The organism is Ruania alba (assembly GCF_900105765.1).
In the GTDB taxonomy this organism is placed as follows: domain Bacteria; phylum Actinomycetota; class Actinomycetes; order Actinomycetales; family Beutenbergiaceae; genus Ruania; species Ruania alba.
The window spans coordinates 1,412,748-1,429,126 of sequence record NZ_FNTX01000002.1 but is presented as its reverse complement, the minus strand read 5'-3'; the positions used below and the strand labels follow the sequence as shown (position 1 = coordinate 1,429,126).

The following is a 16,379-nucleotide window of genomic DNA, read 5'->3' as shown; positions in this document are numbered from 1 at the left end:
CAACCGGCCGCGCACGAGCCGGACACCAACGACCGATGACACCAACCGCCGCGCACGGACCGGACACCTGCCCACCAAACACCCCGGGCCGACAGCTCCGGCCACGCGGCCGGCGGCTCAGTGGGTGTCGAGCATCCCCTGTGCGAGCGCCGGGGCCAGCACCGGGGCCAGCGGCAACCGTGGAATGAGGGTGGCCTGCACCGCGTGATAGGCGTCCGGCTTGCCCGCCCACACGGTGGCGCTCGGCTCGTTGTCCGCGCCCAGCTCGTGCACCCAGGATCCGTGCTGGGTGTCGATCAGGTGCACGGCCGCGTACTCCCACCACAGCTGATACCAGGCGGCGATGTTCGCATCCCCGGTCACCCGGTACAGGGCCGCAGCCGACGCGAGCGCCTCGGTGACCACCCAGTGCATCCGCTCACGCACCAGCGGCTTGCCCTCGAAGTCCACCGTGTAGACGAAGCCGTCGGCGCCGTCCACGTCCCACCCCTCGGCCACGCCCAGGTCGAACAGCGCCTGCGCCCCCTCGAGCATCCAGTCCTCGGCCGCGACGCCGCGCACCGCCCAGGCTGCGCGGACGTGCAGCACCAGGCGGCTCCACTCGAACCAGTGCCCGATGGTGGCACCGGCGGGCCGGAACGGGTCCGAGGGCGAGTCCATGTTGTAGTCGAGCAGTGGCTGCCAGTCGGAGTCGAAGTGCTCCGGGATCCGCCAGGACTGCTTCCGGGCGAAGTCGTCCACCACGCGGCGGGTGATCCGGGTGGCGCGGTCCAGCCACGCGTCATCGCCGGTGACATCCGCGGCCGCGAGATAGGCCTCCACCGTGTGCATGTTGGCGTTCACGCCGCGGTAGTCCTCGAGCTCGGAGAACGTCCTGTCCCAGGACTCCACGACCATGCCCTCGTCCTCCCGCCAGAACCGCTGCAGGGAGACCGTCAACGCCTGCTCCAACAGCTCCTTGCCGCCGGGCCGGCCGGCCGAGGCGGCACTCGCTCCGGCGAGGATCACGAAGGCGTGAGCGTAGGCCGGCTTGGTGTCGTCCATTGGCCCGTCGGGGCCCACCTGGGCGTACCAGCCGCCGTTCTCATCGTCATGGAAGTGGGACGCGAGTGACCGCAACCCGTGGTCGACCATGGTCGCCGAACCGGGCCTGCCCAGCAGCGCACCGAGGGAGAAGCAGTGGATCATGCGGCAGGTGAGCCACAGGTGGCTCCCCTGCGAGGGGACCGGCACCCCCTCGGTGCTCAGGTAGGCGAAACCTTCCTCGACGAGAGACCCGGAGGCGAAGTCCAGCAGAGCGTCCGTCTCGCTCTCCAGCCACCGAGTATGAGCAGCGTTGGTCAACCAGTTCATACGGTGAAGGCTAGTACCTGCTCGGCCCTGGGCCTGCATCGGACCCGGCGAAAGCGACTGGTGCGCAGCTCAGCGGGACAGCAACGAGCGAGGCATGATGGAGTCATGACGAGCACCGACGAGAACACCGACGACCAGGTGGGGGCCTCCGACGACACGCGTGGCGGATCGGACGCTCAACAGGAGGAGTCAGCCGAGAACAGGGCCAGCCCGCGCGTGGTGGTCACCTCGCCGGACGGGCTCGGGGTAGCCACGGCCGACGACGACTCCGACCCATCCGAGCTGGTGGCCGAGCCGGCGAAGGTGATGCGGATCGGCACGATGATCAAGCAGCTCCTCGACGAGGTGCGCAACGCCCCACTGGACGAAGCTGCCCGGGAACGGATGGCGGAGATCCACGAGAAGTCTCTGCATGAGCTCGAGGACGGTCTGAGCGAGGACCTGGTGGCCGAGTTGCATCGCATCACGCTGCCGTTCACCGACAACCGGGCCCCCTCCGACGCCGAGCTGCGGATCGCTCAGGCTCAGTTGGTGGGCTGGCTGGAGGGCTTGTTCCACGGCATCCAAACTGCCCTGGTGGCGCAGCAGATGGCCGCGCAGAACCAGCTCGTCCAGATGCGCAAGGCGCTGCCTCCTGGGGTGCACCCCGGCCAAGCCATGGGGCTGGGCCCGAAAGACGGTGGGGAGCACCACGGCACCGGCCAGTATTTGTGACGGCGACCATGCCGTTCCGGCGAACCCTCACGGTGGTCATGGGGTCAGTGCTGCTGGTGGCCGGCTGCGCCGGCCCGGAGGACCCGCCACCGAGCGGCGGCACCACCGCGACCGTCGCCACCAGCGCTGAAGACACAGGGACCGGCTCCCCCGAACCGACCGTCGACCTTGCCGACCCGCTCACGCCCGACACGATCGGCACCCGTACCGCGGACGCGATCCGCGCGGCTGGTTCGATGCAGTTCGAGCAAACCACGGTGGACGGCAGCGTCACCGGGGCGATGGCGTATCAGGGCACCGAGGTGGTGGCCATGGAGATCACCACCCGGAACCCTGACGGTGAGGTCACCCTGCACGAGTGGTTCGTCGACGGGACGTACTGGCGGGCATCGGACGGCGGCGCCGCCAGCACCGCTGGCCCTGGTGCGGCCGAGGACTTCCTCGCCCTGTGGAACTGGGCGGGCGCGCTGGAGAACGTCTACACCGACGTCGAGGCAGTGCGGCCGGTGGACGAGACCGAGCTCGACGGCATTCCGGTGACGGTCTACGAGGTGGCACTGCCGGACCGGACCGAGACCTGGTGGGTGGACGAACAGGACCTGCTGCGCCGGTACACCTACGGAGACGACCTGGGCGGAACCCTGACCGGCTTCGGTGCGGATCTCGAGATCACACCACCGGAAGGCTGAACGTCATCACTCCCCCGCGAGCAGCGTGCGCAGCACCGGCACCAATCCGTCGGTCTCCACCGGCCCGGTGACCAGGTCGGCCGCGCCGCGGGTGGTCTCGTCGGCGCCGCCCATGGCCACGCCCACACCCGCCCAGGTGAGCATCTCGATGTCGTTGCGTCCGTCCCCGGCCGCCACGGTCGCCGTCGGGCCCACCTGCAGGTACTGGCGCACCTGCTCCAGCGCCGACGCCTTGGAGACCCCCTCGGGGGCGATGTCCAGCCAGGCGGTCCACCCGACGGCGTAGCTCACCCCGTGCAGTCCGGACCGGTCCACCAGCTCGTGGAAGTCGTCCGAGCCCAGACCCGGTGCTCGCATCGTCACGCGCGAGGCCGACATCGCGCAGAGTTCTTCGAAGTCCACCACCCGCAGGGTCCCGGTGAGCTCGCCGTCCGGGAACGGGGCGGTGAGAGCGAAGCCGCGGCCGAGGTCCTCCACCGCGAAGATGCCCTCCGGCAGGTGTTCCCGCAGCAACCGCAGCGTGGGGCCGGGGTCGAAGGTGACCACGTCGTGGATCTCGTAGCCGCTGGCCAGGGTGGAGTCGAGCCGGATGGTCACCGCGCCGTTGGAGCACACCGCCCACGCATCCGTGATGCCCAGGGCCTCGGCCACCGGCAACACGGCCTGCAGGGAGCGCCCCGTGGAGAGCACCACGTGCGTGCCCGAGGCACGCAGATCCCCGACGGCGGTACGCACCTTCTCCGACAGGCTCTGGTCGTGCCCCAGGATGGTGCCGTCGATGTCCAGGGCGACCAGCAGGTCGGGCCCGGGCCGGTACAGCGCCAAGGCGCCCAGGTGGGCAGAGGGGCGGGCCGTCGTCATCGGGGCTCGAGCACCTCGAGGCCGCCGAGGTAGGGGCGCAACCCTTCAGGCACCCGCACCGAGCCGTCGGGCTGCTGGTGGTTCTCCAGGATGGCCACGATCCATCGGGTGGTGCCGAGGGTGCCGTTCAGGGTGGCGACCGGATGTGTCCCTCTCTCCCCCCGCTCACGCACGTTCAGGCGGCGAGCCTGGAAGGTGGTGCAGTTCGAGGTGGAAGTCAGCTCCAGATAGCGCTCCTGGGTGGGCAACCAGGCCTCGCAGTCGAACTTGCGGGCGGCGCTGGAGCCGAGGTCCCCGGCGGCCGTGTCGATCACGCGGTAGGGCAGGTCCACCAGGGCGAGCATCTGCTCCTCCCAGCCGAGCAGGCGCTGGTGCTCAGCGTCGGCGTCCTCGGCGCGAGCGTAGGAGAACATCTCCACCTTGTGGAACTGGTGCACTCGAATGATGCCGCGGGTGTCCTTGCCGTGCGAGCCGGCCTCGCGGCGGTAGCAGGCCGACCAGCCGGCGTACCGTTTCGGGCCGTCGGACAGGTCGATGATCTCCCCGGCGTGGTAGCCGGCGAGGGCCACCTCGGACGTTCCCACCAGGTAGAGGTCGTCCACCTCGAGGTGGTAGATCTCGGCAGCGTGCGCACCGAGGAAGCCGGTGCCGGCCATGATCTCGGGCTTGACGAGGGTGGGGGTGATCACCGGGGTGAACCCGGCCGCGGTGGCGGTGTCCATCGCGGCGTTCAGCAGGGCCAGCTCCAGGCGGGCACCGATGCCGGTGAGGAAGTAGAACCGCGACCCGGAGACCTTCGCGCCGCGCTCGGTGTCGATCGCACCGAGCCCTTCGCCCAGGGCGAGGTGGTCCTGCGGCTCGAAACCCTCGGCGGTGAAGTCACGCGGGCTGCCGACCTCCTTGAGCACGACGTAGTCATCCTCGCCACCGGCGGGGACGCCGTCGGCCACCAGGTTCGGCAGCTGGGTGAGCAGCTCATCCAGCTCTGCCTGCGCGGCATTGGCCTCGGCCTCGGCCGCCTTGACCTCCTCGGCGAGTGCCTTCGCCCGGGTGAGGATGGCGGGTCGTTCCTCCGGGGAGGCCTTGCCGACGGACCGGGAGACCTCCTTCTGCTGGGCTCGCAACTGCTCGAAGCCGGTCAGCATGCCCCGACGGCGTTCGTCGGCTGCCAGCACTCGGTCCACCAGTTCGGGGTCCTCACCCCGGGACCGCTGGCTGGCTCGGGCGACGTCCGGATCCTCGCGAAGGCTCTTCAGATCGATCACCCCACGAGCGTATCGGCCCCACACCCCTGCGTGGACTCTCGGCTACCGTTCACCTCATGACGTGGGAGCAGACCATCAGCCTGGTGGCTCTCGTGCTAGCGCTCGCCGCCCTGGTGGTCGGCCTGGTCGTGTTGCAGCGGATCCGGGAGCGGGGTGCGCGGGTGGACCCGCTGGTGACGCACGAGCCGGAACGTGATCGCTCCCCGGGGCCACCTGCCTTCGTGGTGAACCCGATCAAGGCGCGTGACCCGGTCGGGTTGCGCCGGCTGGCCGGTGAGATCGCCGACGAGCTCGAGTTGGCCGAACCGCTATGGTTCGAAACCACCGCCGAGGACCCGGGTGTGGGTCAGGCGCGTGCTGCCGTGGCGGCCGGGGCGAGCGTGGTGGTGGCCGCCGGCGGCGATGGCACGGTACGAGCGGTGGCCACCGCATTGGCCGGGACTGAGGTGCCGATGGCACTGCTGCCGATGGGCACCGGGAACCTGCTCGCCCGCAACCTCGACCTCCCGCTGGACGGGACCGCCTCGTTGGTACGCACGGCTCTCGGCGGCACCGACCATCCCATCGATATCGGCTGGCTCCGCGCGCACCGACTCTCCCCAGCCGCGGGCGCCGCCCTCCCTTCGCCGACCAGCGAGCCGGACGGGGCAGACGGCGATGAGCACCTGTTCCTGGTGATGGCCGGTCTCGGTTTCGACGCGGCCATGGTGGCCGGGGCAGACGATGAGCTGAAGTCCCGGATGGGCTGGCTCGCCTACTTCTTCGCCGGTGCTCGGCACCTGCACGGGCGCAAGCTGCATGTGCGCATGCGGGTGGGTGAGGGCGAGGTGCGGCCGTTGAAGGTGCGCAGCCTGCTGTTCGCGAACTGCGGGCGGCTGCCCGGCGGGATCGTGCTGCTCCCGGACGCCGAGTTGAACGACGGATGGCTCGACGTGGCCGCGCTGGACACCCGGGGCGGTGTGCTCGGCTGGTCGTCACTGTTCGGGAAGGTCGTCGCCCAGGGGGTAGGGCTGCGCAAGGATCTGCCGGTGAGCCCCAGTTCCATCGAGTTCTGGCGGGGCCGGGAGGTCTCGGTCAGCTGTGACCAGCCGGAGCACGTGCAGGTGGATGGCGATCTGATCGGCGAGGCGACCGCCGTCACCGCCCGCCTGCAGGCCGGCGGCCTGCGGGTACGCACTCGCTGAACTCTCCCCCGGCCCACACAGTTTCTGCACGTCGCGCCGCATAGGCTGGCAGGCGATGATCACCCCATTGGAACCGACTTCCCGCATTCGAACGGGCTTCGGACTGCCCGGAAGCCCGTTCCCACGCGGGAAGTCCGTTCGAACGGGGTGGACACTGGCGATGATCGCTGGGCTGATGCTGCTCCTCGGGTGGGTGAACCCCGCCCCGGCGCGCGCGGAGACACCCGCGGCACCGGTCGTCGTCATCGGGGTGGGCGGCCTTGCCTGGGACGACATCGACGCCGACACCCCGGCTCTCGCCTCCCTGACCCATCAGGGGGTGGGGTCCCTGGTGGTGCGCAGCGTGCGATCGTTCACCTGCCCCGCCGATGGCTGGCTGGCGCTGACCACCGGCACCCGGGCCGCTGACCAGGAGGGACCGTGCCGGTTCCTGCTGGAACCTTCCGACGGCGAGGTCCGTGGGTGGCAGGAGTACCAGGAAGCGATCGGCGGGCAGAACTTCGACGCCCAGCCCGGGCTGTTCGGGGACGTGCTCGACGAGACCGGCACGCGCGCCCGCAGCATCGGACCGGGGGCAGCCATCGCCGTCGCGGACAGCACGGGCGATGTCGCCGACCACACGAACCGCCCGGCCGACCCGGCCGAGTTGAGTGCGGCCGCTCGCGAAGCGGTCAGCGAGTCCGATCTCCTGGTGATCGATGCCGGCTCGATCCGTGACGGTGACGACGGGTACACCATCTCCTCGACTCCGCAGGCCTATCGCGCCGAGCAGATCCGGATCGTGGAGAACCGGGTTGCAGCCATCCTTGCCGGCCTGGCCGACGCCGCGACCGACCCGGTCGTACTGCTGGCCGGGGTCGCGGACTCCGGCTACGAGCCCGGGTTGCGCGTGCTGGCGATCAGCGGCCCCGGAACAGCCAGCGGGGTGCTCAGTTCCTCCTCCACCCGGCAGGACGGATACGTCCTGGCCACCGACCTGCAACCGACGATCGCCGAACTGCTCGGTATCACCGACGCGATCCCCACCGGGGCCACCATCGGGGCGCCCGCACTCCTCGCAGCAGGGCCGCCCGGCCCGGTGGCCGCGGCCGACCGGCAGGCCGCGCTCGAGGACGATGCCGTGCACGCCAGCGCCGTGCGCCCGCTGGTCCCCACCTTCTACGCCGGGCTGGTCGCCCTGAATCTGCTGCTGTTCGCAGCGGTCGCACTCGCGCTGAAACGCCCGGCAGCAGCACGGATACGCGCATGGGCCGCCCAGCGGTTCCCGGCGCACAGCCGGTGGCTGCAGCGGCTGTTCGCCCAACGGGAGCTGGCCCTGAGCGTGCTGCGGGTGGTGGCGCTGGGGATCGCCAGCATCCCGGTGGCGTCCTACCTGACCAACCTGCTGCCGTGGTGGCGCGCGAACCCTGCGATGCTGGCCCTGCTCGGCGGTACGGCCGCCTGGATCGCGGTGATCGTCGCGGTCGCTCTGGCCGGTCCGTGGCGGCGGCACACGTTCGGGCCCGCTGCTGTGGTGGCGGGAGCCACAGCGCTCGTGCTGGCCGTGGACGTGGCGACCGGGGCCACCCTGCAGCTCTCCGCCGTCATGGGCGTACCCACCCTGGTGGCTGGCCGCTTCTACGGGATGAACAACACCACCTTCGCCCTGTTCACCACGGCGAGCCTGCTCGTCACCATGGTGCTGACGAACCCTCTGGTGCGTGCCGGACGGCGGCGCCTCGCCGCTGTGGTGGTGCTCGCCGTCGGGGCCGTGGTGGTGGTGCTGGACGGTGCGCCCTCGATCGGGGCGGACTTCGGCGGCCCGCCGGCCCTGCTCCCGGCGTTCATGGTGACGGCGTTGCTCGCCGCGGGGATCAGGCTCACCTGGAAGCGTGTGGCGGCCGTGCTGCTGATCGCCGCGGTGGCCACGATGGCCATCGCCTACGTCGACTGGCTGCGACCGCCGGCCGAGCGCACGCACCTAGGACGGTTCTTCCAGACGGTCCTCGACGGTGGTCTGTGGGGGGTCGTCTGGCGCAAGCTCGACCAGAACATCTCGATCCTGTTCGGCAACCGGCCGCTGACGATCCTGGCGATCTGCGGGGTGCTCACGGTGGTGTTCGTGCTCGCCAAGCCGATCCGGCTCGCACTGACCTCCCCCGACGGCGGGGCGTTCTCCTGGCTGTCCGGCGGAAACCCGATCTCCCTGATGAGCCGGGACGTGCCGATGCTGACCCCGGGTCTGGTGGGTGCTGCCGTGGCCCTCGGGCTCGGGCTGGCGGTGAACGACTCCGGGATCGCGATCCCTGCGCTGGGCGTCGCGCTCGGGGTGCCGTTGCTGATCGCTGCCTGCGCCACCTGGATGCTCGGGCTGCACGCCCAGCGAGGCAGCCTCAGTTCCGAGACCTCCGGCGACGCTTCCGCGGCTGCGGATTCTCGGTGATCGCCCGCTCGGCCGGAGGAGCCGGCGAGCGCCCGTCCTCGGCGGGTTCACCCGAGGTCTCCCGGGTGACCTTCTGCTTGTAGTGGCGGAACTTGCGGGCGGCCACGGCCATGGCCACGTCCCGGTACTGCCCGGCGCGGTGCAACTGCCCGGCCAGGTCGCTCCCGGAGGCGCGGTGGCGCAGATCGCAGGGCACCTCCACCACGGCGAACCCCTGCAGCAGCACGTCCATCGTCATCCCGGTCTCCACGCCCCAGCCGTGCGCGAGCGGGGTGGACGCGTCGAAGGCGGCGCGGGTCATACACCGCTGCCCGGAGAGCGGTTGGGTGGGCGCCCATCCGGTCGCTCGCTGGATGGCCCGCCGGGCCAGCCCGGTGACGATCCCCCTCCCGGCCGCACCGGACTGTTTCGGCAGTACGGCGATGGAGAGGTCGGCCTTGCCCGCCAGCACCGGCGGCACCAGGGGTGCGGCATTGACAGCGGTGGCACCGAGGTCGGCGTCCACGAACAGCAGCAAGCGGGCCGGGCCGGCCTCCACATCACGCATCGCCACCACGGCGGCCCCGGTCTCCATCGCAGAGGCCTTGCCGCGGTTGTGCGAGTGACGCACCACCACGGCACCGGCGCCTCGGGCGAGGTGCTGGGTGTCGTCCTCGCTGCCGTCGTCCACCACGAGCACGAGATCGACGTGCGGGATAGCACGCACGGCACGGACGGTGGCCGCGATCCGCTCGGCCTCATCCTTCGCCGGGATCACGGCAGCGACCCGCTGATTGTCCGGATCGGGGCGCTGCACCGGGATCGGACCGGTATCGGGCGCACGCCGCCGGATGACCCGTAGCGGGTTCATCCCGTCGCCTGGCGCCCGGCTCACGATCCTCAGCCTATCGTCGTCAGCGCAGTGTGACCTGGCGCGACACGATGCCCGCCCGAGCCCGGCGCTCGTCGGCGTTCAGCGGCTCGGTCACCGCGAGCGCCTCGGCCAGACGTTCCTCGAACGCGGGGGCGACGCCCTCGAGCTCTTCGGCCTCGGTTCCAGGGGCGAGCTCCCACACCGGAACCACCAACGCGCAGGAACGGAACGCGCCGATGAACCGGGCGTCGTCGTCGATCGCCGAACTGCGGGCGGCGTGCAGGCGGGCGAGTGCATCCAGGAGCGCTTCCTCGTCCTCGGTGCGGGACCAGCGCAGGAACTCGCGTGCACCCATCCGGCACCAGTACGCGCTCGCCACCGACTCCAGCTTCACCGTCGGCACGATGGCACCGGCGAACTCCTCGAGCGCAGACGTGAGCTCCGGGGTGGGTTCGGTGTCGGGCGGGAGCACGAAGTCGAAGGTGTCGTGCAGGGTCACCTCGAACGGGGCGTCCAGATCCAGCACGTCCTGCAGGCGGGGCCCCGGGCCGGGCAGATCGAGGTGGGTCAGACTGGTGCCCGGTTCGGCATCGAGCACCTGCAGCAGAGCCGCTGCGACATCGCGACTCGGGTCCCCACTGGAGGTCACGTTCTGCAGGGCCACCAGGATCTGGCCGTCCTCGCGGTGCATCGCCGGCAGCAGGCCGGGGAGCACCGTCACCACGGTCACCTCGCGCGCACCGTACTCGGCGGTGGTGCGGGCGGTGGCGCTGGCCGCGGGAACCACCTCGCGCATGGCGACCCAGTCGGCCTCGCCGGGCAGTCCCTCGAACGATCGGCGGGGAGCCGCGAGCGCCGCCTTGCGGGCGGCTTTGCGGGCCGCCACCTTCTCATTGACCTGCCCGGACTTCTTGCGCTTTGCCATACCTGCACCCTATCGATCCGAGCGGCACTTTTTGCCATCGAGTGACCCGGTTCCTATCGCTCGCCCGCGATGGTGGTGGCACGATGGCTCCCATGCATTCCCGCGCAGGGCAGGTAGCCCTCCCCGAGGACCTGATTGACACCGATGCCGTGCTCTCGGCGTACGTCGACCGCACCCCGGACCTGGACGACCCGGCCCAGCAGGTGGTGTTCGGCACCTCCGGGCACCGGGGCTCCAGTCTGGACGGCGCGTTCAACGAGGCACACATCGTCGCCATCACCCAGGCGATCGTGGAGTACCGCACCGCGCAGGGAATCGACGGCCCGCTGTACCTGGGCCGGGACACACATGCGCTCTCCGAGCCGGCACAGCGCACCGCGCTGGAGGTGCTGGCCGCGGCGGGCGTTGAGGTGCGGATCGATGCCCGGGATTCGTACACGCCCACGCCGGCACTGTCCCACTCGATCCTGCGGCACAATGGCGCCGGATCGACCGAGGGGGTACGCACCCGCGGACCCGGTTTGGCCGATGGCATCGTCGTGACCCCGTCGCACAATCCGCCGCGGGACGGCGGATTCAAGTACAACCCGCCCCATGGTGGACCGGCCGGGAGCGATGCGACCGGGCAGATCGCCCGGCGGGCGAACGAACTGCTCCGCTCCGGCATCGGTGCGATCGCACGCATCCCGTACGAGCGGGCACTCCAAGCGGAGAACGTGCACAAGCACGACTACCTGCTCACCTACGTCGACGACCTGGAGTCGGTGCTCGACCTGGATGCGATCCGGACCGCCGGGGTACGCATCGGAGCGGACCCGCTCGGCGGCGCGGCCGTGGAGTACTGGGCAGAGATCGCCGAGCGGCACAGCCTGGACCTGACCGTGGTGAACCCGCAGGTGGACCCGCGCTGGTCATTCATGACGCTGGACTGGGACGGCAAGATCCGGATGGACTGCTCCTCGCCGTCGGCGATGGCGTCACTGGTCTCGATGATGCGAGGCGAAGGCGGCGCTGCCCCCTACGACATCGCCACCGGCAACGATGCTGACGCCGACCGGCACGGGATCGTCACCCCCGACGGCGGGTTGATGAACCCCAACCACTACCTCGCGGTGGCGATCGACTACCTGTTCGGGCACCGGCCGGACTGGTCCGACGAGGCCGCCGTGGGCAAGACCCTGGTGTCGTCGGCACTGATCGATCGGGTGGTCGCCGGTGCGGACCGGCGGCTGCTGGAGGTTCCGGTGGGCTTCAAGCACTTCGTGCCCGGGCTGCTGGACGGGTCCGTCGGGTTCGGCGGTGAGGAGTCCGCCGGTGCCTCGTTCCTGCGCCGGGACGGGTCGGTGTGGACCACCGACAAGGACGGCATCGTGCTGGCTCTGCTCGCCGCCGAGATCCTCGCGGTGACCGGCCGCTCCCCCAGCCAGCTGCACGAGGAGCAGGTGGCCGAGTTCGGGGAGAGTTGGTACGCCCGCGTGGACGCGGCCGCCACCCGTCAGGAGAAGGCCACCTTGGCGAAGCTCTCGGCCGAGGATGTGACTGCGACCGAGCTGGCCGGCCAGCCGATCACCGCCTCGTTGGTGGATGCCCCTGGGAACGGCGCCGCGATCGGCGGCCTGAAGGTCACGACGGCGGATGCCTGGTTCGCCGCGCGCCCGTCCGGCACCGAGGACGTGTACAAGATCTACGCCGAATCGTTCGTCTCCGCTGACCACCTGGAGCAGGTGCAGTCGGCGGCGAAGGATGTGGTCTCGGCTGCGCTGGGCAGCTGAGGAGTATCGACTGGCCTGAGTCGCCTGCTGCCAGATGGGGCAGCTCGCCACTCAGGACCGTCGAAAGCTCCAGGACCGGCTCACACCCGCACCGGCTCCCCGACCTCCGGGGTGAGTAGCCGCCCGCCGTACTCGGCCACCACGTGGGAGAGCCTGGTCAGGGCCATCCGTTGCCCCACCTCGGAGTTGTGCGCCTCGTGGATCGGCAGCACCAGCTCGGCGCGCGCCTCGGCCACGAAGTCCATCACCTCACCGATCTTGAGCCAGGGCCCGCTCACCGGCGCGGCGAGCAGACCCACCGCACCGTCTGGCAGGTCGAACGAGTCGCCGGGGTGGTAGAGCAGGCCGTCCACCAGCACACCGACGTTGTCGACCACGGGCAGGTCCCGGTGTACGAGCGCATGCTCACCACCGCTGAATGCCAGAACCACGGTGCCGATCGCCGCAGCGGTGCCGGGGCGAACCGCCTCCACCGGAAGCCCGTCGCCCTGCCACAGGGCAGCCAGATCGGGAGGCGCGAGCAGCACCGCCTGCGGGCTCTCCTGATGCACCCGCCGGGCGACATCGATGTCGGCATGGTCGGCGTGGGCGTGGGTGAGAACCAGCGCATCGACACCGCTGAGCGGGGGCTCCTGGGACAGGTTCCCGGGGTCGATGAGCACACGCATTCCCTGGGTACGCACGTCCAGGCACGCGTGCCCGTAGTGGGTGACCTCCATGCCAGCAGGGTAAACCCGCACCGGAGGAGTGGCAGGATCAACGGGTGCTCGCCCCGTACCGCCGCGTCCTGTCCACTCCCGGGGCACTGGCGTTCTCCACCGCCGGCGTACTGGCCCGGCTTCCGTTGTCGATGGTCACCCTCTCCATCGTGCTGATGGTGACCGCCCTGTACGACGAGTACGGGCTCGCCGGGCAGATCACCGGTGCCTATGCGGCCAGCCAGGCGGTCTTCTCGCCACGGCTGGCGCGGCTGATCGACTCCTTCGGGCAGGCGCGGGTGATGCGCCCCGCGTTGGCGATTTGCATGACGTCGTTGCTCGGCATGGTCGTCGCCGCCACCCTGGGTGCCCCGGTGGGCTGGCTGTTCCTGACGGCGGCCCTCACCGGAGCGACCACAGGTTCCGTGGGTGCGATGGTGCGGTCCCGCTGGAACCACACGCTCACCGACCCGAACCGGCTGCACACCGCGTACGCCCTCGAGGCGGCCCTGGACGAGACCGTGTTCATGACCGGACCGGTGATCGCCACCGCACTGGCCACCTCGGTCTCCCCGACGGCCGGGCTGGTGGTGGCTGTTCTCGCCGCGGGGACCGGCGGCTTCTGGTTCCTCTCGCAACGGGCGACAGAACCGGTGCCGACCGGACGGGCGGCGAAGGAGGGGCGCAGGTCCGTGCTGCGCTCGGGCGCCCTGCTCGCCGTCGTGCTGGTGTTCTTCGCCACCGGTGTGGTGTTCGGCGCCTCTGACGTCTCGGCCGTGGCGTTCAGCGAGGAGCACGGCGCCAAGGCGTGGGCCGGCGTCATGCTCGCGTGTATGGCAGCAGGCTCGCTGACCGGCGGGCTGGCCTACGGCGCGCGGACGTGGGTGATGGACCTGCGGAAGCGGTTCGTGATCGGGGTGCTCGTCCTGACCGGGGGGATGTGCCTGTTCCTGCTGGTCGACTCGCTGCCGATGCTGGCGGCGACGATGTTCGTGGCCGGCCTGGCGATCGCGCCCACGATGATCAACGGCAACGCGCTGGTTCAACAGCTGGTACCTCGCGGACGCCTCACGGAGGGGTTTACCTGGGAGAGCACCGCGATCTGGGTGGGGTTCGCCGTCGGGACCGCCGTAGCGGGAGCGGCGGTGGACGCCTTCGGGTCGGCGGGCAGTTACCGGGTGCTCGCCGGTGCCGGCGCCTTCGCGGCACTGCTCGCACTGGTCGCCGCGCCGCGCCTGCGCGCCGCGCACCCCCGCCCCTGAGTTCGAGAGGGCGAGGGGTATCCGCTGGGAGATCGCTCGTGCACGTGTCACGCTGACGTCCATGAGCATGCCCACTGACCCGTTGGTCGAGACCAGCACCAGCACCGCACACGCCTACGCCGCGAACCGGGCGAACTGGGACGGTCGCGCAGCCGTGCACGCGACCAGCGCTGCCTATGACGTCGAGGGCCTGGTGGCCGATCCGACCCGCATCTCGTCGGTGATCCGCACCGACATGGCCCTCCTCGCCCCGCACCTGGGCGGCACCCGGATCGACGACGACGCGCCTCTGGACGGGCTGGACGTGTGCCACCTGCAGTGCCACATCGGCACCGACACCGTGTCCATGGCACGCCTCGGGGCGCGGGTGACCGGCGTGGACCTCTCCCCCGGATCGCTGGCCGTCGCACGTGACCTGGCCCAGCGGTGCGAGATCGACGCACGCTGGGTGGAGAGCGAAGTGAGCGAGGCGAGCTCCGCCGTCGGGGGCACGTTCGACCACGTGCACACCTCGATCGGGACGATCTGCTGGGTGCAGGATCTCGACGGCTGGGCACGCACCATCGCGGCACTGCTACGCCCGGGTGGCACGTTCTTCTTCCGGGACCAGCACCCGGCCCTGGCAGCGATGAACGATCTGGTGCGCGACGACGTCCGGCTCGGCAACCGCTACTGGCCGCTGCCGCTGGGCCGCGCGTTCACCTACTCCGACGGAATGACCTACACTGACGGCGACTACAGCCAGATCAAGGCGGCCCGCAACTACGAATGGCCACACCCGGTCTCCCAGACCCTGCAGGCGCTGCTGGATGCCGGTCTGCACCTGGTGGCAGTGGCCGAGCACGAGTCCCTGCCGTGGCAGGCCCTGCCGGTGATGGTGCCCGGCGAGGACGGCTTCGTGCTGCCGATGCCCTGGCGGGAGCAGCTGCCGGTGGCGTGGTCGGTGGTGGCGCGCAAGCCCGCGCAGGGATAGTGCGCTGTACGGACAGCATCCCTCACGACGGGCGGCGGCCGAGGTAGGCGACGAACCGGTCGCTCGCGCTCGCCGTCGCAGCGACCGGGACGGCCGGGCCGAAGTTCGTCCCACGCGCTGTCTCGTCGAGGCGGCCCTCGATCAGGGCAAGCAGCCCGCTCGCTGTGTCTTCCGGGACGGGCCGGCCCGCCTCCAGCGCCACGGCGATGTCCCACCCGTGGGCGGCGAGCTCGTTCGCGCCGCCCTGGGCGGCGCCGAGGAGCAGGTCCTCCTGCTGTCCGCTGGCAGCCATGGTGGTCAAGGTCTCGCGCAGTGCATCGATCCGCTCCCGGGCCACAGCGACGGGATCAGGTGTGCCGGCTGACCGTGGCGTCGGCAGGGCGAGCTCACCGGTGCGGGTGAGGTCGATGACGGCGTCGGCGACGTCGGCCAGGTGCAGCACCACCGCGCGCACGTCCCAGGGGTCGCACGGTGTGGGACGGTCCAGGTCGCCGTCGGAGATCGCACCGATCGTCGCGAGGGCATAGTCGGCAGCCTGCTCGAACAGGGCAAGGCGCTCGGTCGTGGCTGGTTCTGTGGTGGTCATCTGTTCTCTCCTCGTCACTGGTCGTTCTGGGCCTGCTGAATCTGCTCAGCAATCCGCTTGACCCGGTGCAGCCGGGCATCCCAGGCATCGCCAACCGCGGCGAGCTGGGCGACGGCGCGGGCAAGTTGGTCGTCATCGACCCGGTAGCGCTTCTCCCGACCGCTGGTGGCGCCGTGCACGAGTCCGGCGCGGTCGAGCACGGCCAGATGCTTGGCGATCGCCTGCCGGGTGACCGGCAGATGCTCGCTGAGCGAGCTCGCCGTCTCGGCCGTGCCCGCGAGCAGCAGGTCGAGCATCCGCCGCCTCGTCGGATCGCCGATCGCCGACCACAGCTCGTCGTTCACGACTGCGGTCACGGCTGCTCCACGAGGGTGGCGACGTAGGGCGCGATCCGCGGCAGGAAGTGGTCCCATCCGCGCGAGTGGTCGCGGTACCACTCCTCCAGCACGGCCGCCTCCCAGCCCCTCTCCCGGAAGCCGGTCTCGCTGAACCGCAGCAGTGTTCCTGCCCCCTGCGGCACGAGGTCGATGGTCACCAGCAGCGAGTTTCCCGTTGCAGCCACCTCGTCGGCGGCGTGTGTCCAGCGGAACGAGAACCGAGTCGGTGGTTCCACCTCGACGACGGTGAGCGCCACGACCTTGCCCTCGCCGTCCGGGTCACCGAAGAGGATCTCCCCCTCGGCCCCCACCACTGCCTCGTAGCGGGCCTCGTCGGGCCACCACTGCTGGACGTGCTCAGGTTTGCTCACCACGTCGAAGACGATCTCCGGCGCTGCCTCGATGTACAGCTCACGTTCGATGGTGCCGAGCTCCATGGTTTCCT

16 protein-coding genes are annotated in these 16,379 nt (G+C 70.6%); 7 read left to right on the top strand and 9 right to left on the bottom strand.

All coding sequences use genetic code 11. From position 1 onward, the window contains the following. Positions 1-117 precede the first annotated feature (117 nt). Positions 118-1,353, bottom strand: coding sequence for an AGE family epimerase/isomerase (locus tag BLU77_RS16795; protein WP_089774189.1), 1,236 nt, complete (start codon positions 1,351-1,353; stop codon positions 118-120). Positions 1,354-1,458: 105 nt separating this feature from the next. On the opposite strand from BLU77_RS16795, the gene BLU77_RS16790 reads away from it, so the two are divergent. Together BLU77_RS16790 and BLU77_RS16785 are read left to right on the top strand one after the other, a co-directional pair. Continuing rightward, on the top strand, positions 1,459-2,067 hold the full coding sequence (locus BLU77_RS16790) for a bacterial proteasome activator family protein (RefSeq protein ID WP_089774188.1): 609 nt from the start codon (positions 1,459-1,461) through the stop codon (positions 2,065-2,067). A gap of 8 nt (positions 2,068-2,075) precedes the next feature. Then, the gene (locus BLU77_RS16785) at positions 2,076-2,756 is read left to right on the top strand and encodes a DUF7537 family lipoprotein (protein WP_175477174.1); all 681 of its coding nucleotides are present in this window, start codon (positions 2,076-2,078) and stop codon (positions 2,754-2,756) included. Positions 2,757-2,762: 6 nt separating this feature from the next. Here the strand turns inward: BLU77_RS16785 and BLU77_RS16780 are convergent, their stop codons facing one another. Next, on the bottom strand, positions 2,763-3,617 hold the full coding sequence (locus BLU77_RS16780) for an HAD family hydrolase (protein ID WP_089774186.1): 855 nt from the start codon (positions 3,615-3,617) through the stop codon (positions 2,763-2,765). Then, positions 3,614-4,882 carry a serine--tRNA ligase gene (gene serS, locus BLU77_RS16775; protein ID WP_089775946.1) on the bottom strand — a complete coding sequence of 423 codons (1,269 nt, stop codon included), beginning with the start codon at positions 4,880-4,882 and terminating at the stop codon, positions 3,614-3,616. The genes BLU77_RS16780 and serS overlap by 4 nt, the downstream gene beginning before the upstream one ends. 56 nt (positions 4,883-4,938) lie before the next feature. Here serS and BLU77_RS16770 point away from each other — a divergent pair, with 56 nt between their 5' ends. Both BLU77_RS16770 and BLU77_RS16765 read left to right on the top strand, forming a co-directional pair. Then, entirely contained in the window at positions 4,939-6,066 is a 1,128-nt protein-coding gene (locus tag BLU77_RS16770) for a diacylglycerol/lipid kinase family protein (protein ID WP_089774185.1), read from the top strand. 160 nt (positions 6,067-6,226) lie between these two features. Then, complete coding sequence (locus BLU77_RS16765; RefSeq protein WP_089774184.1) at positions 6,227-8,488, top strand: alkaline phosphatase family protein; 2,262 nt, start codon at positions 6,227-6,229, stop codon at positions 8,486-8,488. Here BLU77_RS16765 and BLU77_RS16760 read toward each other — a convergent pair. Both BLU77_RS16760 and BLU77_RS16755 read right to left on the bottom strand, forming a co-directional pair. After that, complete coding sequence (locus tag BLU77_RS16760; RefSeq protein ID WP_245708916.1) at positions 8,439-9,362, bottom strand: glycosyltransferase family 2 protein; 924 nt, start codon at positions 9,360-9,362, stop codon at positions 8,439-8,441. The two genes, BLU77_RS16765 and BLU77_RS16760, sit on opposite strands and share 50 nt — an antisense overlap. A gap of 19 nt (positions 9,363-9,381) precedes the next feature. Continuing rightward, a complete protein-coding gene (locus tag BLU77_RS16755) occupies positions 9,382-10,266 on the bottom strand; it encodes a DUF5926 family protein (protein ID WP_281242115.1) in 885 nt (294 codons plus the stop codon). 92 nt (positions 10,267-10,358) lie between these two features. On the opposite strand from BLU77_RS16755, the gene pgm reads away from it, so the two are divergent. Beyond that, positions 10,359-12,038, top strand: a complete 1,680-nt coding sequence (pgm, locus tag BLU77_RS16750; RefSeq protein WP_089774182.1) for a phosphoglucomutase (alpha-D-glucose-1,6-bisphosphate-dependent) — start codon at positions 10,359-10,361, stop codon at positions 12,036-12,038. Between the two features lie 80 nt (positions 12,039-12,118). On the opposite strand, the gene BLU77_RS16745 is transcribed toward pgm, so the two are convergent. After that, positions 12,119-12,757 carry an MBL fold metallo-hydrolase gene (locus tag BLU77_RS16745; protein ID WP_089774181.1) on the bottom strand — a complete coding sequence of 213 codons (639 nt, stop codon included), beginning with the start codon at positions 12,755-12,757 and terminating at the stop codon, positions 12,119-12,121. 44 nt (positions 12,758-12,801) lie between these two features. Here BLU77_RS16745 and BLU77_RS16740 point away from each other — a divergent pair, with 44 nt between their 5' ends. After that, positions 12,802-13,998, top strand: a complete 1,197-nt coding sequence (locus tag BLU77_RS16740; RefSeq protein ID WP_245708915.1) for an MFS transporter — start codon at positions 12,802-12,804, stop codon at positions 13,996-13,998. A gap of 61 nt (positions 13,999-14,059) precedes the next feature. Beyond that, positions 14,060-14,971 carry a class I SAM-dependent methyltransferase gene (locus tag BLU77_RS16735; RefSeq protein ID WP_245708914.1) on the top strand — a complete coding sequence of 304 codons (912 nt, stop codon included), beginning with the start codon at positions 14,060-14,062 and terminating at the stop codon, positions 14,969-14,971. Between the two features lie 22 nt (positions 14,972-14,993). Here the strand turns inward: BLU77_RS16735 and BLU77_RS16730 are convergent, their stop codons facing one another. From BLU77_RS16730 to BLU77_RS16720, 3 genes are read right to left on the bottom strand one after another with little or no spacing between them, the layout of a single operon-like run. Beyond that, the gene (locus BLU77_RS16730; RefSeq protein ID WP_089774179.1) at positions 14,994-15,557 is read right to left on the bottom strand and encodes a TIGR03086 family metal-binding protein; all 564 of its coding nucleotides are present in this window, start codon (positions 15,555-15,557) and stop codon (positions 14,994-14,996) included. A 14-nt stretch (positions 15,558-15,571) separates the two neighbouring features. Continuing rightward, positions 15,572-15,913, bottom strand: coding sequence for an ArsR/SmtB family transcription factor (locus BLU77_RS16725; protein WP_089774178.1), 342 nt, complete (start codon positions 15,911-15,913; stop codon positions 15,572-15,574). After that, entirely contained in the window at positions 15,910-16,371 is a 462-nt protein-coding gene (locus BLU77_RS16720; RefSeq protein ID WP_089774177.1) for an SRPBCC domain-containing protein, read from the bottom strand. Before BLU77_RS16720 ends, BLU77_RS16725 begins: the two co-directional genes overlap by 4 nt. Between the last annotated feature and the right edge of the window lie 8 nt (positions 16,372-16,379).